This window comes from Burkholderia sp. AU6039 (genome assembly GCF_002223365.1).
GTDB lineage: Bacteria > Pseudomonadota > Gammaproteobacteria > Burkholderiales > Burkholderiaceae > Burkholderia.
Genome location: NZ_NKFK01000005.1, coordinates 181888 through 204795 on the forward strand (window position 1 = coordinate 181888; position 22908 = coordinate 204795).

Genomic DNA, 22908 nt, shown 5'->3' on the forward strand with positions numbered 1-22908 from the left:
AATTCCCCGCTCGGTCTGTTCGAGCAGATGTGAGTCTGACGCGGGTTATGCGCAGACTCCGTGAATGGCTCGTATCAGAAGCGTCCGTATGCGGTCGTGACCCTGATCCGTATCCAAACATTCAAGCGGTTTCTGCCCGGCAAGCTCAGTGTGTGGCAACTCTATCCATTGGGCGGCCAGCACTTCGCATTCGAACAATTCGACCGCGAGCTGGAAGGTGTCACGCAGGCTGGCGAGACGATCAGATTCCGTGGGCAACACGCGCGCTGCGCGCGCAAGCTCGCGGAGGATCGATTGGTTCGGGAGGGTGAGCGTTGCAGAATCAGCCTGGTCCGATTGGTTGTAACGATCGTTCACGTTAAATTGAATACGCGTGGTATCGGAGGGGCTTCGGCGGCGACCGTTGGGCCCGGTCGCAGTCATGCTATCCATTGATGGCGCTACTCCTAACGCTGCCCTATGCGAGCGCCGAGGATATTCCGGTACTAAACACTTCCTTTCCAGGACGGGGTCTTGGTCACGCTGCGACAGTGATAGCAGCCGAACACGAGCGGCTTGCAGGCTGCACCACGATTTCCACATGCTGGCCCAGCGACACCAGCGCTTGCATCAGCCGCTCCAGAGAAATGTTCCGGAGTTGGTAGCGACGTACTTGGGACACCTTCGGTTGCGTCATGCTGGTGATGGATGTCGTCTCGATTTGAGTCAGGCCGCGCGAGTCGATCAGTTCGTTGAGCTTGAGGGCGAGTGCGGCCTTGGCCGTCAGTGCCTGGGCATCATCGAAATCCAGGTCGACAAGCACGTTGTCGGTGCACTGAGGACATTCGTCGCGATTCATCACTGACCTATCCAAAGAGTGTGGTGCCGAAACTGTTATGGCGGCGGCCGGAACCGGCCACCGCACACACTACTTTCCGTCTACTTCACCAACCGTCAGACCGAAACCGTGATACCCACCGGCCCCGATTCCGTCGCGGGCCGCACCACGATTTCCACATGCTGGCCGAGCGATGCGAGCGTCACCATCAGCGTTTCCAGCGAAACGTTTCGAAGCCTGTCGCGCTGCTCGGGGGTGACCACCGGCCGGGTCATCTCGGCCAGCGCAGCAGCCTCTTCCTCACTCAGGCCGCGGGACGCGATCAGCGCATTGAGCTTCAGCACGAGCGTGGACTTAGCCGCCAGTTCTCCGACGTCGTAGAAGTCGAAATCGGCCGGCACGCCGTCGGTGTATTGGTTCGGGGCGTCGTGATTCATTGTGCTTCTCCTGCCATCACCGATTCCAGTTGCTGCCCCGTCGCGGGATCGCCATCGGGGCGTTCGTGCGTTACGCGACAATCGCTGCCCGCATCGTCGATCGGGGTAATCACCAGCCGCTTGTGCGATACCTCGATCTGCAAGCGTTGCTCCGGATCGAAACCCGCCGCTTCGATCCACCGGCCGGACAATTTCGTCCACAGATACATGACAGGCGGCGCCATGTCGGTCAGCCTGACGTGCGGAACGAGCCGGCCAGATTGAGAGGACGATTGCGGGGAGAAAAAACAATCGCGGAAATACGTCGGTGCGTTATGATTCGCGCCAGCCATGGTCAACTCCTTTGAAGTTGGTTGTGGTCAGCGGCCCGCAGGTGTTGTTGTCACCTGCGGGCCGCGCTCGTTTACACAGTGGATTTCGTTCGCCATTCCGTTACATGATTGGCATGTCGAAGTGAATGAACCTTCCACGCGAGAACGTGTAACCACTCTACCGAGATTAACTGCTGGCTGATATCGGTCTTGTACGGTTTTATCGACATGGGCCGTTCGGCCGATGTCTTGCGCGCTTGAAGTCCAACGATTCCGGGGCAGTTGCGCTGGCGAACCGCTTCGTCACCTCATCGCCGATATGTCAGAAAACGTGTCAGCCGACTGTTGCGACTCGCCAGCCGCACGTCGCACGAGGATCTCTTTCGCGTCGTGCCGATATCGCTCGAACTCACGCGCGAACGCCGCGGCGTCGCCCGCCAGCGCCAACGCTTCCATCGATGCGCGCAGACCGGAGATCTCATGCTCGCCGATCGTCGCGAAAGCGCCGCGCATGCTGTGAATCTCCGCTCGGGCAGCCTTCAAGTCACCGTCCTGGAGCGCCCGTGCGATTGCGCCATTCGACCGGTACGCGGTGTCGGGAAGCACCTTGTGCAGATCATGAGGCAGCGGCCCATACCGGCGCGATGGCGGTGAGGAATGCGGCGCCTGTGATGGACCCGTGTGCTTCGTGATCGCCAGCTCCAGGGACTTCAACGACGTCGGTTTCGCGACAATCTCGTCGATCCCCGCTTCCCGCGCGAAACGCAATTCATCCGGCTCGGCATGGGCCGTCACCGCGAGAATCGGCCGCGCTCACGCAACACCCGCGTAAACGCATGGCCGTCGAGCCCCGGCATGTTGAGGTCGGTCATCACGAGCGCATAGTCATGTCGATCGACGAGGTCGAGCGCCGCCGCGACGCTGACGCGACGTCGGCCGGATAGCCTAGGACGTCGAGCTGGTCGTGAGTCAGCGGACGGTTCACCGGGTTGGCGTCGACGAACATCACGCGGGCATTGGGGGCATCCGCGTTCACATCGGCGCACGCGGCGCCCGGACGGTGACCGAGCGGCAGCGTAATGACGAAAGTCGAGCCGACGCCCGACACGCTGTCCACCACGATGTTGCCGCCCAGCGATTCGACGAGCTTGTGGCTCAGCGCCAGCCCGATGCCGGTGCCCCCGAATCGTCGCGCGATCGACCTGTCGGCTTGCGCGAAGGGTTCGAATATGTGCGCGAGCTGGTCGGGTGTCGTCCCGATTCCCGAATTGCTGACGCGGATCGTCACCGGCGTCGCATCGACCGCCGATGCCGACGCGGAAAGCGCGACCGTCGCTGCGCCGGGGTACGTCGGTGCCGCTACGTTGCTGCCGACACGTGGTGCGTTCACTCCACGCGCCGCGACGACTCGTGGAATTTTCTAATTTCTTGGGCGGCCGCTCGTCACGACTGGCCGCCGCTTTTTTGATTGGTGTTCTTCAGCGTGCGCCCGAAATGCAGCGCGACCCTTCGCGCCATTCGCATGAGGGAATCGCATCGAACATCGTCCCGCAAAATCAGACCTGACTGATTTCCCGCTCACCGCGCTTCATCGACAATCGGGGTTCTGCGGGTCGGCGCGCCCCCCGCGCGCGCCGGACTTTGAGGTGTGTCCTCCTGGCGGCCGGTTATCTCGACCGGTCGCCTTTTTTTATTCCCTCACCGTTATCGAGGAGCACGATCGCGATGCCGGTCGACCGCCTGATCCCCGAAATCCTGTTTGGCTTCACCGGCCTGATCGGCATCATCAATCCGTTCGGCATGGCGTTCGTGTTTCTCGAACGCACGCAATCGCTGATGGAGGCCGAGCGCGCGACGCTGTCGAAACAGCTCGCGACGAACGTGTTCTTCACGCTGCTCGTGATTTTTTTCATCGGTGCGCCGGTGCTGAACTTCTTCGGGATTTCGATGGAGGCGCTGCGGATCGGCGGCGGCTTCGCGGTGGCCGTGGCCGGCTGGTCGATGCTCAACGCGCCCGACGTGCCGGGTGGCGACAGTGCCGTGCATGGCGACGATCTGCCGAAGCTGATGGCGCGTGCATTCTTCCCGCTCACGGTGCCGCTGACGATCGGCCCCGGCTCGATCGCGGCCGGCATCGCGCTGCATGCAAACCGCGCCCGGAAGGCCGCGGATTACCTGATGTCGGGCGTGGTGTCGATCGCGGTCGCGGCGCTCGTCGCGTTCGCGATCTGGCAGATCTACAGCCGCGCGACGACGCTCGCGCGCTATCTCGGCAGCGAGGGGACGAAAGTGGCGATGCGGGTGTCGGCGTTCCTGCTGCTGTGTGTGGGTGTGCAGATCATGCTGACGGGGCTGGCGGCGTTCGCGCAGACGCTGGGCGGGCAGGCGGGATGAGGGGCAGGCCATGTGGCTCACCGTGACGATCGACGGCAATCTCTTTGCGAAGGCCGTGCAAACGGCCGGACCAGGGATGAACGAAGCGGACTTATTGCGGGAGGTCATCAACACGCTGGTGCGTGTCGAGGCCGCCAGACGCCTGGCGGCGTTGGGCGGAACACGGTCCGGCATGGCAGACATTCCACGGCGGCGCCCGGAACCGGAGTCGTCACGCCGTAACGTTGCGCCGCCGGTTCGACTTGCCGGAATCCGGGCATAGCCGTTACAGCAACTTCGCCTGAACGCGCGCGATCCCCTGCTGCGCACAGGCTTCATCAAGATGCCCGCCCGGCGCACCGCCCACACCCACCGCGCCGATCACTTCGTCGCCGGCCTTGATCGGCACGCCGCCGCCCAGCACCAGGAACCCGTCGATGGCCGTCATCTGCGCGGCGGCCGGGTTCTTCTGCAGGTTCGTGGCAAGCGTACCGGTCGGCGTCTTCGTCGACAGCGCGGTGTAGGCCTTGCGCTTCGATGCGTCGACGGTATGCAGCCCCGCGTTGTCGCCACGCAGCACGACGCGTGCGAGACCGCTGCGATCGACCACGGTCACGGCCACGTTGTAGCCGTTGGCGGAGCAGGCCTGCACGGCCTGCTGCGCGATTTCGCTGGCGAGGTTCAGCGGCAGGTTCTTTTCCTGAAGGACTTGTGCGGAAGCGGCGGTCGTCAGCGTGGCAGCGGCGAGCGTCACCAGGGTCGATCGAATGATCATGTGAATTCCTTATCGAAATGGCAGAAAGACGAGCGGTGGATTCACGGTGCGCATCGCGTGTCGTGATGACCGGCGATGCAGCGACCGAACCGCTCGATGCGCCCAGTTTCGACCAGGGGGCGATGAAGCTGAATAGGACGGGGCTTATTTTGGATGCGGCGTATCGGCAGCACCGCTTGCAGGCAGCGCGACACCGCAATGCGGGCAGCACGGTTCATCGCCCGTGGCCGGCCGTGCGTTGACACGCGTGCGCTCCAGCGCCGACGCCACCAGCTCCGCGCCCATGATCCCGGTCGGAAACGCGATGATCCCGTAGCCGAGCAGGATCGCGCACGACGTGATGAGCCGGCCGAGCGGCGTATGCGGCGTCAGGTCGCCATAGCCGGTCGTGCTCATCGTCACGGCCGCCCAGTACACGCCCACCGGAATGCTCGTGATGCCGTTCTCGGGCCCTTCGACGAGAAAGATCACGGTGCCGAGAATCACGGTCAGCACGAACATCCCGCCGATGAACACGAAGATCTTGCGCCGCGCGCGGGTCAGCGCCCGCATCAGCATCTGCCCTTCCTCGAGATAGATCGACAGCCCGAGGATGCGGAACACGCGCAATAGCCGGAGCAGCCGTACGTCGATCAGCGCATGCAGGCCGGGGAAGAAGAACGCGAGATAGGTGGGCAGGATCGACACGAGATCGACGATGCCGAAGAAGCTGCGCGCGTAGTGAAGCGGCTTGGGTGCGGATAGCAATCGCACCACGTATTCGGCCGTGAACAGCAGCGTAAATGCCCATTCGGCCGCATAGAGTGCGTGGCCGTACCGTTCGTGCAGGTCGTGCACGCTGTCGGCCATCACGACGAGCACGCTCGCGACGATCAGTGCGAGCACCACGATGTCGAGGTTGCGGAGGAACGCGGGGCGCCGGGTGCAACGCGCGACGGTGTCGCGCAGCGCGTCGAAGGTGGACTGGAGTGCGGAAATCATGCGCCGGAGTTTACGGATCGCATCCGGCACGGCCAATCGGACGAGTCTGATTTCGGCGTCGCGCTTTCCGCCGCGCGCGATCCGGCCTTACGCGTGCAGCGCATCCATCTGCCGGAACAAGTCCCGGCCCGGCCCCGTGGCTGCGGTCGAGGCGCGGACGTGAAGGCGCGGCTGCCCTTCGGACGACGCGCGTTACTGGCCGAAGCGGTCCGCCACGGCATCCTTCAGCCGCGCGGCGGTGATCTCGCCCATGTGCGATTCGACGAGATTGCCTGTCGCGTCGAAGAAGAGTGTCGTCGGCAGCCCGCGCGAACCGTAGGTTTTCATCGCGTGCAGCGTGCGATCGAGCAGCACGTGATCGAACCGCAGCCCTTTCTGTTCGAGGAACGCGCGCACCGCCTGCGCGTCTTCGCCCTGGTTGACCATCAGCACCGTCATCCCCGGATGCTCCTGCTGCGCTTGCGCAAGGATCGGCATTTCGCGCTGGCACGGCGGGCACCACGTGGCCCACAGGTTCACGACGACGGGCTTGCCCGCGAAGCGTTGCACCGGCACCGGCGTGGCATCGAGCGCTTCGAGCTGCAACGCGGCAAGCGGCGGCGCGCCGTGCTGCAACGTGGTGAACGTGCCCTGCGCGATGCCCCATGCGGCCACGCCCGCGAGCATGCCGGCCATCACCGGGCGACGCAGCGCGGTCAGGCGGCGCAGGCGCCAGCCCGCGAACACGATTCCCGCCGCGAGGCCGATGCGCCAGTCGAAGCCGCCGTCGCCGAGCGCGATGATCGAGCGCGGCGCGGCGGCGTATTCGTGCCACCACTGCGCGACGTAGCCGATACGTGCGGCGAGCAGGCCGAACAGCAACGCATCGAGGATCAGGCTCGATGCGGTCTTGTGATGTCCGTCCGGCGGGCGACGCTGGATGAAACGGGCGACGAGCCACGCGAGCAGCGCGGCGACGGCTACCGCGACGACGCGGATCGAGAAGGGACCAATGCTCAGCATGAAAGGGCGGGACGTGATCGAGCGGGGCTGGAGAAGGGATTGTCCGCCACGGCGATGAAGCCGTCGACGGTCGTGCGGCGATTCGACAGGTCGCCGCGTATGGGGGTTCCCGTCGAGAACGTAACGGCGCGTTGCGGATTCGAGCGAGCTGGCGGGCTCAGGACTCCGTGATTTGCAGGCGGGCAGGCTGCAAATCAGACCGGTCTGATGGTCGTCGGAATCGCGTTCATCAACAATACCCAGGCCGGTCCGGAGTGGTGTCCGCCGGCATCCCGAACAGGGATCTCTCCTTGACGGCCGCTCTTCCCCGGGCGGCCGATTTTTTATGGTCATGCGTGCGGGCGTGAATGCCTGGTGGCGGCCGGCGGGCGCGGCCGCGAACCGACTCCTGTCGGCTGATCAAACGGAATAGGACCGCTGCCAGATGCGAGCACCGGGCATTCACTCGCGCACTGCACGACGCCGGCCGACAGCCGGCGGGAATCACCCGATGGAGGAGACACATGACGAACCATGACGCGGCACTTCGCACCGCGCACCCGGGCGACACCGCCACGACTGCCTCCGCGGGCCGCTATGTGCAGCTTGCGCTGCTCGTTTGCGCGGCCGGCGCGATCTACCCGATGCTGTACCTGCGCCAGTTCTACCAGGACACGATGCTGGACCTGTTCCAGATCACGCGCACGCAGCTCGGTTATCTCTATTCGGCGCTCGGCACCACCTTCCTCGTCTGTTACCTGCCGAGCGGCTGGCTTGCCGATCGCCTGCCGCCGCGCTGGCTGATCAGCTTCTCGCTCGCCGGCACCGGCGCGCTCGGCTTCTGGTATGCGAATGCGAGCGCGCCGTCGTATGCGACGTTGATGGTGATCTTCTGCGGCTGGGGCGTGACGACGGGCCTGACGTTCTGGGCATCCGTGATCAAGCGCGTGAAGACGATCGCGCGGCCGAGCGAGCAGGGCCGGTTCTTCGGGTTTCTCGACGGCGGTCGCGGGTTGATCGAGGCGCTGCTGGCGACCGCGTCGCTCGCGCTGTTCGCCTGGCTCGTCGACACGCGCAGCGTGTCGCACGGCGGCGCGTTCCGGCAGGTGGTCGTCGGTTATTCGGCGGTATGCATCGCGCTCGGCGCGCTGCTGCTGTTCGTCAAGGATGCGGGTGGGTCGCCGGCGCACGATGCGGCGACAGCGGAGCAAGGCCACCTCGGCCGCGACCTGCTGACGCTCGCGCGCAATCGCCGGCTGTGGGTGTTCGCGCTGATCGTGTTCTGCGGCTACCACCTGTCGTGGGCGACCTACAGCATTTCCCCGTATCTGCAGCAGAAGGGCGTCGGCATGTCGATCGTCGCGGCCGGCTTCATCGCGTCGCTGAAGCTGTGGATGCGGCCGATCGGCGGCATCGGCGGCGGCTTCGTCGGCGATTGCATCGGCACGCTGAACGTGCTCGGCGGCGCGCTGTTCTGCGCGGCGCTCGCGTTCGTCGGGTTGATCGTGTTTCCGTCGTTCAACCAGATCGCGTTGCTCGTGGGCGTCGTGATCGTGATCGGCCTGCTGACGTATGCGGTGCGCGGGCTGTACTGGAGCGTGCTCGAACGCTGCGACGTGCCGGCTCGCATCACGGGGCTTGCGATCGGCATCATCTCGCTGCTCGGCTATTCGCCCGACGTGTTCCTGCCGTTGCTGAACGGCTGGTTGACGACCGCGTATCCGGGCATGCACGGTTATCAGCTGTACTTCGGCTATGTCGCGTGCGTGAGCGCGGTGGGTGGGGGCGCGTGTCTGCTGCTGAAGGGCATGCTGAAGGACGAACACGCCCGCTGAACGTTGCCCCGGTCGATATCCGCTTCGTCGTCGAAGCGGCGCGCGCCGGGGTGACCGCCCGACGAGCCGCGCATGTGCGGCCCGGCGGGCGTCGACGATTACAGCTTCTTCGCCTGCGCGGCGTCTGCCTGTTGTTGCGCGTCAGCCGCCGGTTCGAGCGTCGTCAGCGTCTTCTCGGTGAATGTCTCGTAGAGCCAGTTCATGCGCGTATCGTCCATGCCGCCGGCGATACCGCCGAGCGCATACGAAGCCGACACCTTGAAGCGGTCGACTTGATGATTGTCGGCGTCGACGAGCGTCACGGTGCCGTCGACATGATCGTTGCCCGCCATGAAGCCGAACATGACGGCCGAGAAGCTCGAGCGCACGCGAATGCCGGTGACTTCCACGTTCAGGTGCATTGCATCGGTCGAATCCGCCTTTGCCAGCAGCTTGCGAGCGGCCAGTGCGCTTTCGATTTTCCCTTTCAGGTTCTCGGGGCTGAATTTCAGGTTGTCTTTCAGCGCTTCCTGCGCGGCGTTGTCGAGCGTGACTTGCACGATCACGGGCTTCGAGCCGAATTTGGGCGTCGATGCCGTTGCGATGGCCCCCGCCTGATCGCTGGCGTCGCGTGTCACGCTGCTCGCGCAGCCCGACAGGAAGCCGATCGTTACCAGTGCCAGCGCGGCATGACGGAATACAGATTTCATGATTTGGTCTTTTTTAGTTCGGGTTATTTGAGGTGGCTCTGTGGCCGGGCGGGAATTTAACACCGGACGATTCGATTCAAAAGGTCGAAAAGATCGGCAATCGAGTCGGCATGGCTTCATCGCCGCGTTTGGCATGCATGAAAGAGCCGGCGACTGCGCGGCGAAAGATTTCTCACACCCGTGATCGGGTCTTGCCGTCGCGGCGCGGGCCGCCGCGGTCACTCATTGCCCTGTGCCGGACATCGCGTCGCCGAGCCGATACGCCGTGAAGAACTCATACCAGGGCGAACCTTCCCCAACCGGCACATTGAGTGCCGCCGTGCGCCGCTTCAACGCGCCGAACACGTCGTTGATCCGCGCCGTCTGCCCCGCATCGTTGAATGGATAAGGCCGCGCCCGGCCGGCCGCGAACGCGCCATAGGCGATCGCGAGCAGGCGCGCGCTGTCGTCGGTCGACGCGATCGAGCCGTTGATCATTGCCGCGAAGCGCGGCCGGTCTTCCGCGCGTGATCCGGACAGGCACAGGAACACGATCGCCGACAGTTCGTGCAGATCCTTCACGCGTAGCAACGCGGGCATCCGCGCGACGATCTTCTCGACCGGTTCATCGCGTAGTGCATCGCTGAAGTCGAGCACGGCGGTCATCGGATTCGTGTCCGCTTTCAGGCGATCGAGCGGCGGCGGTGCGGCCGGCGCGTTCGCCTCGTCCGGCGACGCTGCCGAAGCGGCCCGCAACGCATCGGCCACCTGCTGCGTCCATTCCGGAAAGATCATCCGCACGTTGCCGAACTGTTCGCCGCCTTCCGCGGCCGGATTCCATCGATACACGATCGTGCCGCCGCGAATGAACGGCGAATACAGGTGCTCGGGCGTTTGCGGCAGCGGCCGCCGGTTGATCGGCAGCCACGCGAGCGTCAGCCAGTCGTAGCGGCCGGTGGCGGGCACGGAAGGGCCCGAACTCGCGACGACCTCCCACGTGCCGCGATTCGCATAGCGGCGCCGCGCGTCAGGCACCGGGACGGTCCGGCCTTTCGCGGTGTCGAAGTAGGTCGTGCCGGTCACATTCGTGCCGCTGTCCGCGGCCGGCGTGACGGTGGCGATGACCCACGACGCACCGTCCGCCCCACGGTAGTCGGACGGCTTGAGCGTCGCGACGTCGTGCACCATGCGCGTTTCCGCCGCGACGGGGCTCGGGGGGAGATTGGCGGGCGCGGCCAGGATGCTCGGCATGGGATGTCCTCGGAATCGGGTGCGCATCGTCGGGCGGCGGCGACGTGCAACGGCGCAGATTGTTTTATGTCACTGTAGAACGTCGCAGCCGGAAACGGAAACCGGTTGCGCGGCGCACCCCGCCGACGCGTTCCGCCGCTTCGGCTTACCATGCGCAACCTGAGCCAACGACGCACACCGGGCGGGAGCGCACATGACCGACACGACAGCCATCACCGAACACTGGACGCAGGTCGCCGACCAATGGATCGACTGGGCCGGCAAGCCGGGGCACGACGCGTTCTGGAAATACCGCGTGGGGCTCGCGGCCTATATTGGCCGCGACACCGGCCGCGCGCTGGAGATCGGCTGCGGCGAAGGCCGCGTGAGCCGCGAGCTGAAGGCGCTCGGCTACGACGTGACCGCGACCGACGTGGTGCCCGCGATGCTCGACGCCGCGCGTCACGCGGATTCCGCGCATCGCTACAAGCTGGCCGACGCGGCGTCGCTGCCGTTCGACGCGGCCAGCTTCGATCTCGTGATGGCGTACAACGTGCTGATGGATTTCGACGACATGCAGCGCGCATTGAACGAAGCGCGCCGCGTGCTGAAGCCGGGCGGGACGCTGTTCATCTCGCTCGTGCATCCGTTCCGCGATCGCGGCGGGTTCGCGGGGCCGCAACCGGATGCGCCGTTCGTGCTGAAGGGCAGCTATTTCGGGCGGGAGCATTTCGATGGCGTGGAAACGCGCGACGGGCTGTCGATGCACTTCGCCGGCTGGTCGCTGCCGCTGCAGGCGTACATGGAGGCGCTGGAAGCGGCCGGGTTCGCGATCGTGTCGCTGCGCGAGCCGCCGCCCGACCATGCCGATACGGATCAGTTGAAGCAGTGGGCGCGCGTGCCGCTGTTTCTGTGGATGAAGGCGCGGCCGGTAGGGTGAATTTCGCCGGGCCTCAATTCCCCTTGTCGGGATCTGCCAGCAATTCCGAGCGACCGATGACCTGTCTCGCGGTATCGGCCCGATCTGCGTCCGAGAATCCGGCAGCTTCGATGTAGCGCAACGCATAGTCGTCCGCCTGGCGATAGAGATGAGCGACGCGCTTGCCTTTGACATAGACGTGAAGGCGCATGTCACGCATCTCCCATCGTGCGCTGCTCGGCCAGCACGTCGTCGAGCGTGCGCGCGTGTCCGCGCTTCACCGCCCGCAGGTCATAGCCGGCGGCCTCAAGGAGACGAACGAGCGCAGATACGCTCATGTCGCCTCGCGCAAGCGTTTCCATGCGAGCGACTGTCGTACGTGCGACGCCGGCGTGTTCGGCCAGCTCTTGCTGCGAAAGCCCCGCTGAGTGGCGAGCATCTTTCAGCATCTCTCCAACATCGGCCAATGTCGTCATTTGTAGCCCCAGGGCATCAAAAATTGCCAGATTGGCTTCGATTGTAGCCCTTTTGCTACAAATTGGTAGAAAAGAACTGTAGCCCAAGGGATACAAAATCTGGCCAGAAGGGCGATTTTGTGTCCCTTGGGCTACTAAGCTGATCGAGATGACGGTTCCGACGAGGGGGCGTGGCATTCCATCAGGGGGGCGATTCAGGAGCGGGGGCTTGCCCACGCCTCGCCGTTCAACTCAGCGCGACAGCTCCTTCCGATAGAGCACGGCCCCCGGCTTTGCCGCGACGGTGTCGTAGAGCCGCATCGCCGTGTGATTCGTTTCGTGCGTCTGCCAGTACACGCGCTCGGCGCGATGCGCACGCGCGGCGTCGTACACGGCTTCGATCAGCGCACGGCCGACGCCCTTGCCACGCTCGCTGTCGAGCGTGAACAGGTCCTGCAGGTAGCAGGTCGGCCCGATATGCGTCGTGCTGCGGTGATACAGGAAATGCACGAGCCCGACGAGCCTGTCGTCGCGCTCGGCGACGAGCGCATGCACGGGTTCGTAACCGTCGAAGAAGCGCGACCACGTGAGTTGCGTGATGCGCAGCGGCAGCGCCGTGTCGTCGAAGCGGCCGTAGAAGCGGTTATAGCCGTCCCACAGCGGCAGCCACTGGTCGTAGTCGTGTTCGGTGACCGCGCGTACGGTCAGTCCGGTGTCGTTGGCGTTCATGTTGGCGAACCTGTCGATGAGAAGAGGGTGCGCCGCCGATCCGGCCGGCGCGTCGCAGGTCTCCACGATAGGAAGTTCGCGGCCCCATGGGTAGGCCCATGATGACCGCATTTCATGGTGCCACGATCCGCCAAACTCTCATGACGCTGGCCGTCGGCCAGAACCCGCGGCGATCATGCCGGCTGCGCTTGGGGCTGTCGGGTTCAATCCCCGCGCATCCCCGAGCAGTGGGCTTTCTTCCGCGCGACACCCGCCGCCATACCGCCCCACACGCCACCACGCCACGCTTGTCACTCTGTTAGACTTTTTCGCCCATCGCCGCCATCCGGGCTGCGCCGCGCCCGGTTCATCCCGCCATGAACGACACCCGTGCGTCGCATCCGATCACCGAGGTCCTGCGGGCCTACTGGAAGGCCGATCGGCTGATGTTGCTGACGGTCGTGGCGGTCGTCCTCCTGTCGAGCGCGAGTGCGGTTGCCGCCCCCTATCTGTTCTCGCGCCTGATCGACGCGCTGTCGCACCGCGGCGTGCTCCACGCGCTGATCCCGGGCTTCGTGCTTTACGCGGTGCTGCTGGGCTTGTCCAGCGCGCTGCAACGCGTGGTGCAGTACCTGGCGTTCATGAGCTCGGAGAACCTGGGCTTCATCACCAGCACGCGCTTTTTCGAGCGCATCCTGAAGAAGACCACGGCCTTCTTCGTCGAGCACAATCCCGCCGAAATCCAGAACGCGAACCAGCGCGGCAGCCGGGCGCTGTCGGTGCTCGTGCTGCTGAGCCTGATGGAGCTGATCCCCGGCACGCTGCAGATCGTGCTGACGCTCGTCACGCTCGGCGCCCTGATCAACGTCGAGGTCGTGGTGATCACCGCCGCCTACGGTGCGGTCGCGGTGACGATCGCGATCGTCGGCGCGCGGCGCTCGCGCGCGTTCCTCGATCGCGCGATCGAGGCCGGGCAGGAGAATGCGCGCTTCGTCGGCGGCGCGATCAATGCGATGGAGACGCTCCGGCATTTCGGCAGCCATCGCTGGATGAACGAACGTTTCTCGGAGAAGGCGCGCGTCGTGCGCGACAGCTGGCGCGCGTATGTGCTGCAGCACGTCCGCTATCTCGCGGTGCTGGGGCTCGGCCTCGCGATCCAGTTCGCGGTGACGTTCTGGCTGCTGCTGCCGCGCCATGCGGCGGGCGCGCTGTCGATCGGCGACATCGTGTTGTTCAACACGTTGCTGCTGCAACTGAACCAGCCGTTCGAAATGATCGCGCGCGCCGTCGACGAGTGCGCACGCTCCCGCGCGGCGCTCGTGCCGTTCGCGGCGCTGTGGACGGCGCCCGAGGAACGGCAGGTGTCGCATGCGTCGGCGTTCGCGCCGCGCGACGGGCGCATCGTGTTCGAGCGCGTCGCCTATGCGTACGACAACGGCCGCGGCGTGACCGACGTCGACTTCGTCGCTGAACGGGGGGCGATCACGTTCCTCGTCGGCGAAACCGGCGCGGGGAAATCCACCGTCTTCAAGCTCGCGCTGAAGTCGATCGAGCCGACCGGCGGGCGCATTCTCGTCGACGGCGTCGATCTCGCCGAGATCGATCGCGCCGACTGGTACGGCGCGGTGGCCGTCGTGCCGCAGGATGTCGTGCTGCTGAACGAAAGCCTGGAAGACAACATCCTGCTCGGCCGGCCGCGCGATGCGCAGGGTCTGCGTGAAGCGGCGGCGAAGGCGACGATCCTGACGTTCATCGAGAGCCTGCCGGACGGCTTCCGCACGACGGTGGGCGAGCGCGGGCTGAAGCTGTCCGGCGGCGAGCGCCAGCGCATCGCGATTGCCCGTGCGCTGTATGGCGAGCCGACCGTGCTGTTTCTCGACGAAGCGAGTTCCGCGCTCGACGAAGCCACCGAGCGCGACATCATGGAACACGTGCGGCTGCTGGCCCGCGACGTCACGGTCGTGGCGATCACGCATCGGCGCTCGGTCATCGGGCCGGCCGACAAGGTCGTGCGGCTCGGCGACGCGCGTGTGCCGGCGTAGCGCTGCACGACCGCGTTCGCAGGCTCCGCCGGCCGTCGGCGCCTACCCGCGCAGCGGCGGATTGAGTTGCGCGAACGCCTGCTGGCGGCGATACGGAAAGTACGGATAAGGCGCTTGCACCGCGCTCGTCGCATCGAGCTTCGCGACCTGCGCATCGGTCAGCGTCCAGCCGACCGCGCCGAGGTTCTGCCGCAGTTGTTCCTCGTTGCGTGCGCCGATGATCACCGACGACACCGTCGGGCGCTGCAGCAGCCAGTTCAGCGCGATCTGCGGCACGGTCTTGCCGGTTTCCTCGGCGATCGCGTCGAGCGCATCGACCACGTCGTACAGGCGCGCATCGTCGATCGGCGGCCCGAAGCCGGCCGTTTCATGCAGGCGGCTGCCTTCGGGTAGCGGCGTGTTGCGCCGGATCTTGCCGGTGAGCCGGCCCCAGCCGAGCGGGCTCCAGACGAGTGCGCCGAGCCCCTGGTCGGCGCCGAGCGGCATCAGGTCCCACTCGTAGTCGCGGCCGACGAGCGAGTAATAGACCTGGTTCGCCACGTAACGCGACCAGCCGTGCCGATCGGCCACCGCCAGCGACTTCATGATCTGCCACCCCGAGAAGTTGGACACGCCGATGTAGCGCAGCTTGCCCGCGCGCACGAGATCGTCGAGCGTCGACATCACTTCCTCGACCGGCGTGCTCGCATCGAACGCGTGGAGTTGCAGCAGGTCGATGTAGTCGGTGTCGATGCGGCGCAGCGCGTCGTCGACGGCGCGGACCAGCCGCGCGCGCGACGTTCCCGCGTCGTTCGGGCCGCTGCCGGTCGGCAGGCCCGTTTTCGTCGAGATCAGCACCTGGTCGCGACGTCCGTTGATCGCGGCGCCGAGCACGCGCTCGGATTCGCCGTCCGAATACACGTCGGCCGTGTCGAACAGGTTCACGCCGGCTTCGAGGCAGATGTCGATCAGGCGGCGCGCTTCATCGACGCCCGTGTTGCCCCAGGCGCTGAACAGCGGGCCGGTGCCGCCGAACGTGCCGGCGCCGAAGCTCAGGGCAGGAACCTTGAGGCCGGAGCGGCCGAGGGTGCGGTATTCCATGGCGGGTTTCCTTTGGGGGGCGACGTGTCGAGGGGCGGCCGCGAGGCCAGCGTTGGCACACTGTATCGCTTGCGGATATTTCGGATAATTGGCCAGACTTCGAAAATATCGTTCGGAAGGGGCGAATAATGCTGCTCGACAATCTCGCGCTGTTCCTGCGCATCGTGGAGAAGGGCGGACTGGCCGCGGCGGGCCGCGAGTTCGGGCTGTCGCCGGCCACCGTGTCCGAGCGGCTGACCGCGCTCGAGCGCCACTACGGCGCGGCGCTGCTCACGCGCACGACGCGCGCGATCAGCCTGACCGACGAAGGCCGCACGCTCGTCGACGGCGCGCGGCGCCTGCTGGCGGAGGCCGACGAACTCGAAGGCCGTGTGCGGCTCGGCGTGCAGACCTTGTCGGGGCCGGTGCGCCTGAGCGCGCCGGCCGATCTCGGGCGCGAGCGCGTGGTGCCCGTCGTCGACGCGTTCCTCGCCGAGCATCCGGGCGTCACGGTCGACCTGCATCTCGGTGACGGCTACGTGGATGTCGTCGGGCAGGGGCTGGATTTCGCGATCCGTCGCGGGGTGCTCGCCGACAGTTCGCTGCGCAGCCGTTCGCTCGGCCGCGCGCGGCGCGTCGTGTGCGCGTCGCCCGCGTATCTCGCGGCGCACGGCACGCCGCGGCATCCGGACGATCTTGCCGCACACGACTGCATCGTGATGCGCTTCGGGCAGGACCTGTATGCCGAATGGCCGTTCAGCATCGATGGCGAACCCCGGCGCGTGACGGTGCGCGGCAGGCGGGTGGCCAACGACGGCGCACTCGTGCGCGCGTGGTGCGTCGCGGGGCATGGTGTTGCGCTGAAGTCGCTGGTCGACGTCGAGCAGGATCTGGCGTCCGGCGCGCTCGTGGAAGTCCTGCGCGCGTTCTCGCCGGGCGACGTCGATCTGCAGATCGTCTATCCGGGCAACGCCGTGCAGCCGCGGCGGGTGCGGGCGCTGATCGAACGGCTGGCGCAGGCGCTGGCGGCGTGAACGTGTTGGATGTAATTGCGTCGGACTCGACGTGACGACGCCAATTTCGTGCCCTTCGGGTGGTCATTGTGGCGAGTTCGCTTCGGCAACGGCGAAACTCGGCATGGGTTGTCCTCGGAATCGGATGCGCGTGATTGAACGGAAACGATTCATAGCGGTGCGTATCGCGCTTCCTGCCAGAGGACTTTGCCGCCGGCAACGGAGCTCGTACGCAGGTGCACGAGGTATCGATGAAGAAGACGCTCACGGGGCCGGATCAACCGGAGCAGGCAATGCCGCGCAATCTCATTTGCTGTAGCAACATACCTACATTGATTGGTTTGAGGAGTCCATGATGACCATCACAACGCTCTCGAGTCGCGAACTCAACCAGGATGTGACCAAAGCGAAGAAGGCAGCGAAGGATGGCCCGGTGTTCATTACGGATCGTGGCAGGCCTGCCCATGTGCTGCTGAGTTTCGAGGAATACCAGCGTCTCACGCAGCAACGGCGCAACATTGCCGACGCGTTGGCCATGCCCGGTGTCGAGGACGTCGAGTTTGCCCCTCCGCGCGTGGAGATCGGTATCAAACCGGTTGATTTTTGATGATGTTCGTCCTCGATACCAACGTTGTTTCGGAACTCCGGAAGGTGTGAACCGGCAAGGCGGACAAAGGCCTGGCGGCCTGGAGTTCAACCGTCGACGCACCCACGCTTTTTGTCTCGGCAATCACGATCATGGAGCTGGAGACAGGCGTCTTGCAAATCGAACGCCGGGACACGGCTCAAGGTGCGCTTCTGCGGGCATGGCTTGACGGGCATGTCCTGCCGGAGTTCGCGGGTCGCGTGCTGCCGGTTGATACTGCGGTCGCACAACGATGCGCACGACTCCATGTACCGGATCGGCGGTCGGAGCGGGACGCACTCATTGCCGCAACGGCGCTCGTGCATGGCATGACCGTCGTGACGCGCAATGTCGCCGATTTTGTTGAAACCGGCGTTCCTATCGTTAATCCGTGGGATTGAGCTAGCGAACCCTCCCTCTCGAACAATGAAACGGCCGCGGGTTCGTTGACAGACCGCGCATGCATTTCACGGTAACGCTTCCGCGCACCCCTTGCATCCCCCGCACTGGCGGATGGGCCGGGCCAACGGATAGTGCATTGCGCGGCCGCTCGCTCGGCCGTGCGCGGCGCGTGGTGTGCGCGCCGCACACGGCAGGCAGGCGCGTCGGGACGATCCTGCCGCACATGACGGATCGCAATGCGTTTCGGGCCCGACTTGTATGCGGAATGGCCGCTCGGCATTGACGGCGAGCTGAAGCGTGTTCCCGGCGCTGTGTGCAACGCGTTGCAGCTGCGCGCTTGCCGCGATCGCATCCGGTGCCGATACGGCGGCCCAATACACCCCAGCGTCAGCTCAAGTCGCCCTTCGAACCAATTGCACACATTTCGTCATTTAGCTAATATTCAAAACGTTAAATGAAACCGAACCCATGGACGACGTCACCCGTATCAGCGCACTGGCCAACGAAAGCCGCCTGGCCGTGATGCGCTGGCTCAAGCAGCCGCGCGAGCATTTCCCGCCGCAGCCGCACGGCGATTTCGACGAACTCGGCGTGTGCTGCACGTACATCACCGAGAAGCTCGGCATCGCGCCGGCCACGACCACGCGCCACATGCGCATCCTCGCGGATGCGGGGCTCGTGCAGGCGACCCGCGTCGGCAAGTTCACGTACTACAAGCGGATCGACGGCGCGCTGCAGCAGCTCGGCCGCGATCTTTTGCAACTCTGATTCCCCACGAGGCAACCGACATGGACGAACTTGCATTGCTGGCCGACGCCGACCGGCGCGCGCACGCGTATCTGGCCGCGACGAACGAGCGGCGCGCGTTTCCCGACGCGGCCGCCTTGGCCGGCCTGGCGGCGTTCGACGAGCCGCTGCCCGATACGGGCGGCCCGGCCAACGACGTGCTGCGCCTGCTCGACGAGCGCGGCACGCCCGCGACCGTCGCGTCGAACGGCCCGAACTACTTCGGCTTCGTGATCGGCGCCACGCTGCCGGCCGCGGCGGCGGCCGAGCGGTTGATGCTCGCGTGGGACCAGTGCGCATCGTCCTATGCGAATTCGCCGGTGGCCGCGACGATCGAGCGCCAGGCCGCGCGCTGGGTCGTCGACGTGCTCGGGTTGCCCGAAGGCAGCGCGGTCGGTTTCGGCACGAGCGCGACGGCCTGCACGCTCGTCGCGCTGGTGGCCGCGCGGCGCGCGCTGCTCGCGCGCAAGGGCTGGGACGTCGATGCGGATGGCCTGATCGGCGCGCCCGAAGTGAAGGTCGTGATCTCCGAGCTGGCGCACATCACGGTGAAGAAGGCGCTGCGCGTGCTCGGTTTCGGGATGAAGCGCCTCATCGTCGCGCCGGTCGACGCGCATGGCCGGATCGATCCGGCACAGCTGCCGGCGCTCGACGACATGACGATCCTCTGCGTGCAGGCCGGCGAAGTGAACACGGGCGAGTTCGATCCGTTCGCGGCGCTGATTCCGCCCGCGAAGGCGGCCGGGGCGTGGGTGCACGTCGACGGCGCGTTCGGCCTGTGGGCCCGCGCCTCGTCGAAGCGTGCGCTGACGGACGGCATCGACGGCGCGGACAGCTGGACCACCGACGGCCACAAGTGGCTCAACACGCCGTACGACGGCGCGATGGTGATCTGCCGCGACGCGGCCGCGCTCGCGACCGCGATGAACAGCGACGCCGTGTACCTGAGCGGCGCGCAGGACGCGCAGAAGAACCTGAACCTCGAGTTCTCGCGGCGCGCGCGCGGCATTCCCGTGTGGGCCGCGCTGCGTTCACTCGGCCGCGCCGGCGTGGCCACGATGGTCGAGCGGCATTGCGCGCAGGCGGCGCGGGTCGCGGACGGCCTGCGTGCCGCCGGCTACGACGTGCTGAACCGTGTCGTGCTGAACCAGGTGCTGGTGCGCGCCGGCACCGACGATGAAACGGCGGCAATCCTCGCGGCCGCGCAGGCGTCGGGCGACGTGTGGTTCGGCGCGACGGTGTGGCAGGGGCGGCCGGCATTCCGGATCAGTGTGTCGTCGTGGCGCACCGAAGACGCGCACATCGATCGTCTCGTGGCCTTGCTGACGGAGCTGCGCGGCGTGCACGTGCGCTGAGCATCATGCGCCGTCCGTGCCCTGAACGGTTGCAGCCGCGCCCTTCAGGCACTCGATGAAATGCAGTGCGGCCGGCGTCAGCAGCGCATGCCGCCGCATCACGATCGCGACCGTCAATGCGGGCATCGGCTCGGCGAGTTCCAGCGCGACGATGCCGCGTGACTTGCGTTCGACGTCGGCGAGCGGCCGCGCGAACACGCCGAGCGCATCCGTTTGCGACACGAGCCCGAGCGTCGCGGCAAACGACGGGCAGTGGACCACCCGCTTCGGCACGTCGATGCCGAGCGGCATGAAGATCGAGCGCACCAGATCGTCTCCCTCGTCGCCGTAGCGCGGCACGCACCAGTGCGCATCGACGAGCTCGCGCAGCGAGCGGGCGCGCGCGAGCCGATGCCGGCTTCTCGCGACGACTGCGAACGCCGTCCGGAACAACGGAATGCTCGCGAATTCGTCAGGGTCCGGTATCGCGTTCGACAGCTGATGTGTGACGATGAAGTCGAGCGAGCCGTCGCGCAGCCGCGCGAGATCCGTCGCGGTCAGCGCATCGTCGACGTTCAGCGTGGCGCCGGGCAGGTCGCGCGAGAACGCGGTGAAGGCACGCGGCAGCAGCGTCAGCGCGACGGTCGGGCTGACCGCGATCGATACCGAGCCGGTCGTGCCGAGCCGCAACTGCTCGATTTCGTCGCGCGTGCGCTGGATCTCCTCGACGATCAGCCGCGCGCGAATCGCAAACGCGCTGCCGTAATCGGTCAGCTCGATTCCCTTCACGCTGCGCACGACGAGCGGCACGCCGAGCTCCTGTTCGAGCTCGCGCACGATGCTGCTGATCGCCGGTTGCGTGACGCCGAGCGCGCGCGCCGCGCCGCGAATGGTGCGATGCTCGGCGACCGCGAGAAACGCATCGAGCTGCTTGAGCTTCATGAATGACCGATCAGAATACGAAAGAAGCGCGGGGTGCCGGGCCAACCACCGAGTGACAAGAAAAAGTTATCGTCCACAACGAAATCTTGGATTTTTCTTATTGGGTCGAGTGTATATGCTCGGTGCTTTTCAGGAGCGGTCACGATGATTCTCGTTAACCAGCAACGGCTGTGGGATTCGCTGATGGAGATGGCGACGATCGGCGCGACCGCGCACGGCGGCAGCTGCCGGCTCGCGCTGAGTGACGACGACGCGCGCGGCAGGCGCCGCTTCATCGCGTGGTGCGAAGCAGCCGGTTGCGAGATCCGCATCGATCCGATCGGCAACGTGTTCGCGCGCCGGCCGGGCACGGAACCGGGTTTGCCGCCCGTGACGTGCGGCAGCCATCTCGACACGCAGCCGCTCGGCGGCCGCTTCGACGGCGTCTATGGCGTGCTCGCGGGCCTCGAAGCGATTCGTACGCTGAACGAGCATGGCATTGAAACGCGGCATCCGATCGACGTCGTCGCGTGGACCAACGAAGAGGGTTCGCGCTTCACGCCTGGCATGATGGGCTCGGCCGTCTATGCCGGCGCGCTGGATCTCGACTACGCACTGGATCGCCCGTGCATGCAGACGGGCGTGCTGCTGCGCGACGAACTCGAACGCACGGGCTTCGCTGGCCCCGCGCGCGAGCGGCAGATGCCGAAGGCGTATTTCGAAGCGCATATCGAGCAAGGGCCGGTGCTGGAGCAGGCCGGCTTGCCGATCGGCGTCGTGACAGGCGTGCAGGGCATCTACGAACTCGACGTCACGGTGACCGGCTTCGAGTCGCATGCAGGCACGACGCCGATGAGCGTACGCCGCGACGCGATGGGCGCGGCGGCCGCGATGATCGCAGCGATCGTCGAGCACGGTCATACCTTCGATACCGATGCGCGCGTGACGGTCGGCCATGTCGCGTGCCAGCCGAATTCGCCGAGCACGATTCCGGGCAAGGTCCGGTTCAGCGTCGACGTGCGTCACCCGTCGCGGCCGGCGTTGCAGCAACTGGTCGCCGACATCGAAGCGATCTGCAAGCAGCGCACCGCGCTGCGCGGCACGAGCGTGCAGGTAGAGACGATCGCCGAATACGAGCCGGTGGTGTTCGATGCGGCATGCGTCGAGCGTGTGCGGCAGGCAACGGCGGCCGCCGGCTATCCGTCCATGGAGATGTGCAGCGGCGCGGGGCACGACGCGGTGAACCTGTCGTACGTCGCGCCTTCCGCGATGGTGTTCGTGCCGTGCAAGGCCGGCTTGAGCCACAACGAAGCGGAAGAGGCCGATCCGGTGCACCTCGCGCAAGGCGCATCGGTGCTGGCGAACCTGCTGGCCGATTGCGCGCGTTAGCCGCGTGCGAGGGCGGAGTTTGCGACCCCTCCGCAAGCGTGAAAATGTCGGACAATGGCCGCTGCGCGCGCCACGCCGGCGCCGCGTTCAACCGAAGCATTCACGCTTGCGAGATCCCCATGTCGACTCCCTTTCCCCGGGAACTGCTGAAGGCCGCCGATATTGCGAAGATGGAACCGACGCGCGCGGTGCATTCGCTGAATCCCAATGCCGTTCGGCTCAAGCGAACACTGAGCGACCTGACCGGCCTGACGCAATTCGGTGTTCACCTGCTCACGCTGATGCCCGGTCACGAATCGGCCGAGTATCACCGTCACCTGTACGAAGAAGAGTTCGTGTACGTGCTGTCCGGGACGGGCGCGGTCACGATCGGTGAACGCACCAGTGAAATCGGGCCGGGCGATTTTCTGGGCTTTCCGCGCGGCGGAGAAGCGCATACGGTGCAGAACACCGGCGATACGCCGCTGGAGCTGCTCGTCGGCGGGCAGCGGCTCGAACACGACGTCTGCGAATACCCGCGACTCGGCAAGCGGCTTTATGTGGCCGGCGAGCTCGAGGACTATGTGGATCTGCCGAAGCAGCCTTGATCGCCAATCACGCATTCACCGCCCCATTCCACATAAAAACCGAATCAATGACCTCGTGTTTAGATAAACGAAATAAAAATTCGTAAAAACACGGGGTAGAGAAAACGCGTTTATTTGGGCACGCTTGTGCACATTGTCCGCTCCTGGGCGCCGGTATTTCGACATGCCGGTGCGTCTGTTTCCAGGTGCGCGCATTCGGAAATAACGACACGCAGCCGGGATTTTCGACCGATTGGCCGGGCAAGCGGAATTCATCAAAA

Annotated in this window: 28 protein-coding genes and 1 pseudogene; 12 read left to right on the top strand and 17 right to left on the bottom strand. The window is 65.7% G+C overall.

Annotation, left to right across the window (positions count from 1 at the left end; all coding sequences use genetic code 11):
• Positions 1–45 precede the first annotated feature (45 nt).
• The 6 genes from CFB39_RS18580 to CFB39_RS40860 form a co-directional block, all read right to left on the bottom strand.
• Positions 46–432, bottom strand: coding sequence for an antitoxin Xre/MbcA/ParS toxin-binding domain-containing protein (locus CFB39_RS18580; protein WP_179257696.1), 387 nt, complete (start codon positions 430–432; stop codon positions 46–48).
• Between the two features lie 85 nt (positions 433–517).
• Positions 518–838, bottom strand: a complete 321-nt coding sequence (locus tag CFB39_RS18585; RefSeq protein ID WP_089473933.1) for a helix-turn-helix domain-containing protein — start codon at positions 836–838, stop codon at positions 518–520.
• A 95-nt stretch (positions 839–933) separates the two neighbouring features.
• Entirely contained in the window at positions 934–1254 is a 321-nt protein-coding gene (locus CFB39_RS18590; protein ID WP_089428560.1) for an XRE family transcriptional regulator, read from the bottom strand.
• Positions 1251–1586, bottom strand: coding sequence for a SymE family type I addiction module toxin (locus CFB39_RS40850; RefSeq protein ID WP_089428559.1), 336 nt, complete (start codon positions 1584–1586; stop codon positions 1251–1253). The genes CFB39_RS18590 and CFB39_RS40850 overlap by 4 nt, the downstream gene beginning before the upstream one ends.
• A 282-nt stretch (positions 1587–1868) precedes the next feature.
• Positions 1869–2360 (bottom strand): hypothetical protein, encoded by a 492-nt coding sequence (locus CFB39_RS40855; protein ID WP_241025820.1) that lies wholly within the window; start codon positions 2358–2360, stop codon positions 1869–1871.
• Between the two features lie 76 nt (positions 2361–2436).
• Positions 2437–2955: an ATP-binding protein gene (locus tag CFB39_RS40860; RefSeq protein ID WP_256991417.1), complete on the bottom strand. Its 519-nt coding sequence runs from the start codon at positions 2953–2955 to the stop codon at positions 2437–2439.
• Positions 2956–3290: 335 nt separating this feature from the next.
• Between CFB39_RS40860 and CFB39_RS18605 the strand changes: the two genes are divergently transcribed.
• Entirely contained in the window at positions 3291–3959 is a 669-nt protein-coding gene (locus tag CFB39_RS18605) for a MarC family protein (protein ID WP_089473934.1), read from the top strand.
• Positions 3960–3969: 10 nt separating this feature from the next.
• Entirely contained in the window at positions 3970–4221 is a 252-nt protein-coding gene (locus CFB39_RS18610) for a hypothetical protein (protein ID WP_089473935.1), read from the top strand.
• Between the two features lie 3 nt (positions 4222–4224).
• Here CFB39_RS18610 and CFB39_RS18615 read toward each other — a convergent pair whose 3' ends face one another.
• From CFB39_RS18615 to CFB39_RS18625, 3 genes are all read right to left on the bottom strand, one after another.
• Positions 4225–4707, bottom strand: a complete 483-nt coding sequence (locus CFB39_RS18615; RefSeq protein WP_373452746.1) for a heme-binding protein — start codon at positions 4705–4707, stop codon at positions 4225–4227.
• Between the two features lie 150 nt (positions 4708–4857).
• Positions 4858–5694: an ion transporter gene (locus tag CFB39_RS18620; RefSeq protein ID WP_089473937.1), complete on the bottom strand. Its 837-nt coding sequence runs from the start codon at positions 5692–5694 to the stop codon at positions 4858–4860.
• Between the two features lie 192 nt (positions 5695–5886).
• A complete protein-coding gene (locus tag CFB39_RS18625) occupies positions 5887–6696 on the bottom strand; it encodes a TlpA disulfide reductase family protein (protein WP_089473938.1) in 810 nt (269 codons plus the stop codon).
• Between the two features lie 503 nt (positions 6697–7199).
• Here CFB39_RS18625 and CFB39_RS18630 point away from each other — a divergent pair.
• Positions 7200–8510, top strand: a complete 1311-nt coding sequence (locus CFB39_RS18630; RefSeq protein ID WP_089473939.1) for a nitrate/nitrite transporter — start codon at positions 7200–7202, stop codon at positions 8508–8510.
• A gap of 98 nt (positions 8511–8608) precedes the next feature.
• Here the strand turns inward: CFB39_RS18630 and CFB39_RS18635 are convergent, their stop codons facing one another.
• Positions 8609–9199: a DUF4410 domain-containing protein gene (locus CFB39_RS18635; protein WP_089473940.1), complete on the bottom strand. Its 591-nt coding sequence runs from the start codon at positions 9197–9199 to the stop codon at positions 8609–8611.
• A 222-nt stretch (positions 9200–9421) separates the two neighbouring features.
• On the bottom strand, positions 9422–10429 hold the full coding sequence (locus tag CFB39_RS18640; protein ID WP_089473941.1) for a hypothetical protein: 1008 nt from the start codon (positions 10427–10429) through the stop codon (positions 9422–9424).
• 193 nt (positions 10430–10622) lie between these two features.
• Here CFB39_RS18640 and CFB39_RS18645 point away from each other — a divergent pair, with 193 nt between their 5' ends.
• Entirely contained in the window at positions 10623–11348 is a 726-nt protein-coding gene (locus CFB39_RS18645) for a class I SAM-dependent methyltransferase (RefSeq protein WP_089473942.1), read from the top strand.
• Positions 11349–11361: 13 nt separating this feature from the next.
• On the opposite strand, the gene CFB39_RS40250 is transcribed toward CFB39_RS18645, so the two are convergent.
• From CFB39_RS40250 to CFB39_RS18660, 3 genes are all read right to left on the bottom strand, one after another.
• The gene (locus tag CFB39_RS40250; RefSeq protein WP_179257697.1) at positions 11362–11538 is read right to left on the bottom strand and encodes a hypothetical protein; all 177 of its coding nucleotides are present in this window, start codon (positions 11536–11538) and stop codon (positions 11362–11364) included.
• A gap of 1 nt (position 11539) precedes the next feature.
• The gene (locus CFB39_RS18655) at positions 11540–11803 is read right to left on the bottom strand and encodes a helix-turn-helix transcriptional regulator (protein ID WP_089473944.1); all 264 of its coding nucleotides are present in this window, start codon (positions 11801–11803) and stop codon (positions 11540–11542) included.
• Positions 11804–12034: 231 nt separating this feature from the next.
• A complete protein-coding gene (locus CFB39_RS18660) occupies positions 12035–12511 on the bottom strand; it encodes a GNAT family N-acetyltransferase (protein WP_089473945.1) in 477 nt (158 codons plus the stop codon).
• A 356-nt stretch (positions 12512–12867) separates the two neighbouring features.
• Between CFB39_RS18660 and CFB39_RS18665 the strand changes: the two genes are divergently transcribed.
• The gene (locus tag CFB39_RS18665) at positions 12868–14532 is read left to right on the top strand and encodes an ABC transporter ATP-binding protein (protein WP_089473946.1); all 1665 of its coding nucleotides are present in this window, start codon (positions 12868–12870) and stop codon (positions 14530–14532) included.
• A 42-nt stretch (positions 14533–14574) separates the two neighbouring features.
• On the opposite strand, the gene CFB39_RS18670 is transcribed toward CFB39_RS18665, so the two are convergent.
• A complete protein-coding gene (locus CFB39_RS18670) occupies positions 14575–15612 on the bottom strand; it encodes an aldo/keto reductase (RefSeq protein WP_089473947.1) in 1038 nt (345 codons plus the stop codon).
• A 128-nt stretch (positions 15613–15740) separates the two neighbouring features.
• Between CFB39_RS18670 and CFB39_RS18675 the strand changes: the two genes are divergently transcribed.
• The 5 genes and pseudogenes from CFB39_RS18675 to CFB39_RS18695 all read left to right on the top strand — a co-directional run bounded on the left by CFB39_RS18675 (position 15741) and on the right by CFB39_RS18695 (position 19772).
• On the top strand, positions 15741–16625 hold the full coding sequence (locus CFB39_RS18675; protein ID WP_089473948.1) for a LysR family transcriptional regulator: 885 nt from the start codon (positions 15741–15743) through the stop codon (positions 16623–16625).
• A 334-nt stretch (positions 16626–16959) separates the two neighbouring features.
• Positions 16960–17211 carry a type II toxin-antitoxin system Phd/YefM family antitoxin gene (locus tag CFB39_RS18680; RefSeq protein WP_089473949.1) on the top strand — a complete coding sequence of 84 codons (252 nt, stop codon included), beginning with the start codon at positions 16960–16962 and terminating at the stop codon, positions 17209–17211.
• A pseudogene (locus CFB39_RS18685) lies at positions 17211–17630 on the top strand (type II toxin-antitoxin system VapC family toxin). Before CFB39_RS18680 ends, CFB39_RS18685 begins: the two are co-directional and overlap by 1 nt.
• A 469-nt stretch (positions 17631–18099) precedes the next feature.
• Positions 18100–18399 carry a helix-turn-helix transcriptional regulator gene (locus CFB39_RS18690; RefSeq protein WP_089473950.1) on the top strand — a complete coding sequence of 100 codons (300 nt, stop codon included), beginning with the start codon at positions 18100–18102 and terminating at the stop codon, positions 18397–18399.
• Positions 18400–18419: 20 nt separating this feature from the next.
• The gene (locus tag CFB39_RS18695) at positions 18420–19772 is read left to right on the top strand and encodes an aminotransferase class V-fold PLP-dependent enzyme (protein ID WP_089473951.1); all 1353 of its coding nucleotides are present in this window, start codon (positions 18420–18422) and stop codon (positions 19770–19772) included.
• A 3-nt stretch (positions 19773–19775) separates the two neighbouring features.
• Here the strand turns inward: CFB39_RS18695 and CFB39_RS18700 are convergent, their stop codons facing one another.
• Together CFB39_RS18700 and CFB39_RS40255 are read right to left on the bottom strand one after the other, a co-directional pair.
• Positions 19776–20693, bottom strand: coding sequence for a LysR substrate-binding domain-containing protein (locus CFB39_RS18700; protein ID WP_089473952.1), 918 nt, complete (start codon positions 20691–20693; stop codon positions 19776–19778).
• Positions 20690–20836, bottom strand: coding sequence for a hypothetical protein (locus tag CFB39_RS40255; RefSeq protein WP_179257698.1), 147 nt, complete (start codon positions 20834–20836; stop codon positions 20690–20692). The genes CFB39_RS18700 and CFB39_RS40255 overlap by 4 nt, the downstream gene beginning before the upstream one ends.
• A 1-nt stretch (position 20837) precedes the next feature.
• Between CFB39_RS40255 and CFB39_RS18705 the strand changes: the two genes are divergently transcribed.
• Together CFB39_RS18705 and CFB39_RS18710 are read left to right on the top strand one after the other, a co-directional pair.
• The gene (locus CFB39_RS18705) at positions 20838–22061 is read left to right on the top strand and encodes a Zn-dependent hydrolase (protein ID WP_089473953.1); all 1224 of its coding nucleotides are present in this window, start codon (positions 20838–20840) and stop codon (positions 22059–22061) included.
• Between the two features lie 119 nt (positions 22062–22180).
• Positions 22181–22648, top strand: a complete 468-nt coding sequence (locus CFB39_RS18710; protein ID WP_089463605.1) for a cupin domain-containing protein — start codon at positions 22181–22183, stop codon at positions 22646–22648.
• Positions 22649–22908: the final 260 nt, after the last annotated feature.

What these genes read in the sequence shown, in the direction of transcription:
- CFB39_RS18645 (WP_089473942.1), top strand. Translation starts at nt 10,623, where the DNA reads ATGACCGACACGACAGCCATCACCGAACACTGGACGCAGGTCGCCGAC.
- CFB39_RS18580 (WP_179257696.1), bottom strand. Translation starts at nt 432, where the DNA reads ATGGATAGCATGACTGCGACCGGGCCCAACGGTCGCCGCCGAAGCCCC.
- CFB39_RS18585 (WP_089473933.1), bottom strand. Translation starts at nt 838, where the DNA reads ATGAATCGCGACGAATGTCCTCAGTGCACCGACAACGTGCTTGTCGAC.
- CFB39_RS18625 (WP_089473938.1), bottom strand. Translation starts at nt 6,696, where the DNA reads ATGCTGAGCATTGGTCCCTTCTCGATCCGCGTCGTCGCGGTAGCCGTC.
- CFB39_RS18705 (WP_089473953.1), top strand. Translation starts at nt 20,838, where the DNA reads ATGATTCTCGTTAACCAGCAACGGCTGTGGGATTCGCTGATGGAGATG.
- CFB39_RS18620 (WP_089473937.1), bottom strand. Translation starts at nt 5,694, where the DNA reads ATGATTTCCGCACTCCAGTCCACCTTCGACGCGCTGCGCGACACCGTC.
- CFB39_RS18695 (WP_089473951.1), top strand. Translation starts at nt 18,420, where the DNA reads ATGGACGAACTTGCATTGCTGGCCGACGCCGACCGGCGCGCGCACGCG.
- CFB39_RS18660 (WP_089473945.1), bottom strand. Translation starts at nt 12,511, where the DNA reads ATGAACGCCAACGACACCGGACTGACCGTACGCGCGGTCACCGAACAC.
- CFB39_RS18655 (WP_089473944.1), bottom strand. Translation starts at nt 11,803, where the DNA reads ATGACGACATTGGCCGATGTTGGAGAGATGCTGAAAGATGCTCGCCAC.
- CFB39_RS18710 (WP_089463605.1), top strand. Translation starts at nt 22,181, where the DNA reads ATGTCGACTCCCTTTCCCCGGGAACTGCTGAAGGCCGCCGATATTGCG.
- CFB39_RS18610 (WP_089473935.1), top strand. Translation starts at nt 3,970, where the DNA reads ATGTGGCTCACCGTGACGATCGACGGCAATCTCTTTGCGAAGGCCGTG.
- CFB39_RS18605 (WP_089473934.1), top strand. Translation starts at nt 3,291, where the DNA reads ATGCCGGTCGACCGCCTGATCCCCGAAATCCTGTTTGGCTTCACCGGC.
- CFB39_RS18590 (WP_089428560.1), bottom strand. Translation starts at nt 1,254, where the DNA reads ATGAATCACGACGCCCCGAACCAATACACCGACGGCGTGCCGGCCGAT.
- CFB39_RS40850 (WP_089428559.1), bottom strand. Translation starts at nt 1,586, where the DNA reads ATGGCTGGCGCGAATCATAACGCACCGACGTATTTCCGCGATTGTTTT.
- CFB39_RS18630 (WP_089473939.1), top strand. Translation starts at nt 7,200, where the DNA reads ATGACGAACCATGACGCGGCACTTCGCACCGCGCACCCGGGCGACACC.
- CFB39_RS18640 (WP_089473941.1), bottom strand. Translation starts at nt 10,429, where the DNA reads ATGCCGAGCATCCTGGCCGCGCCCGCCAATCTCCCCCCGAGCCCCGTC.
- CFB39_RS18670 (WP_089473947.1), bottom strand. Translation starts at nt 15,612, where the DNA reads ATGGAATACCGCACCCTCGGCCGCTCCGGCCTCAAGGTTCCTGCCCTG.
- CFB39_RS40250 (WP_179257697.1), bottom strand. Translation starts at nt 11,538, where the DNA reads ATGCGCCTTCACGTCTATGTCAAAGGCAAGCGCGTCGCTCATCTCTAT.
- CFB39_RS18635 (WP_089473940.1), bottom strand. Translation starts at nt 9,199, where the DNA reads ATGAAATCTGTATTCCGTCATGCCGCGCTGGCACTGGTAACGATCGGC.
- CFB39_RS18665 (WP_089473946.1), top strand. Translation starts at nt 12,868, where the DNA reads ATGAACGACACCCGTGCGTCGCATCCGATCACCGAGGTCCTGCGGGCC.
- CFB39_RS18690 (WP_089473950.1), top strand. Translation starts at nt 18,100, where the DNA reads ATGGACGACGTCACCCGTATCAGCGCACTGGCCAACGAAAGCCGCCTG.
- CFB39_RS18700 (WP_089473952.1), bottom strand. Translation starts at nt 20,693, where the DNA reads ATGAAGCTCAAGCAGCTCGATGCGTTTCTCGCGGTCGCCGAGCATCGC.
- CFB39_RS18675 (WP_089473948.1), top strand. Translation starts at nt 15,741, where the DNA reads ATGCTGCTCGACAATCTCGCGCTGTTCCTGCGCATCGTGGAGAAGGGC.
- CFB39_RS18680 (WP_089473949.1), top strand. Translation starts at nt 16,960, where the DNA reads ATGACCATCACAACGCTCTCGAGTCGCGAACTCAACCAGGATGTGACC.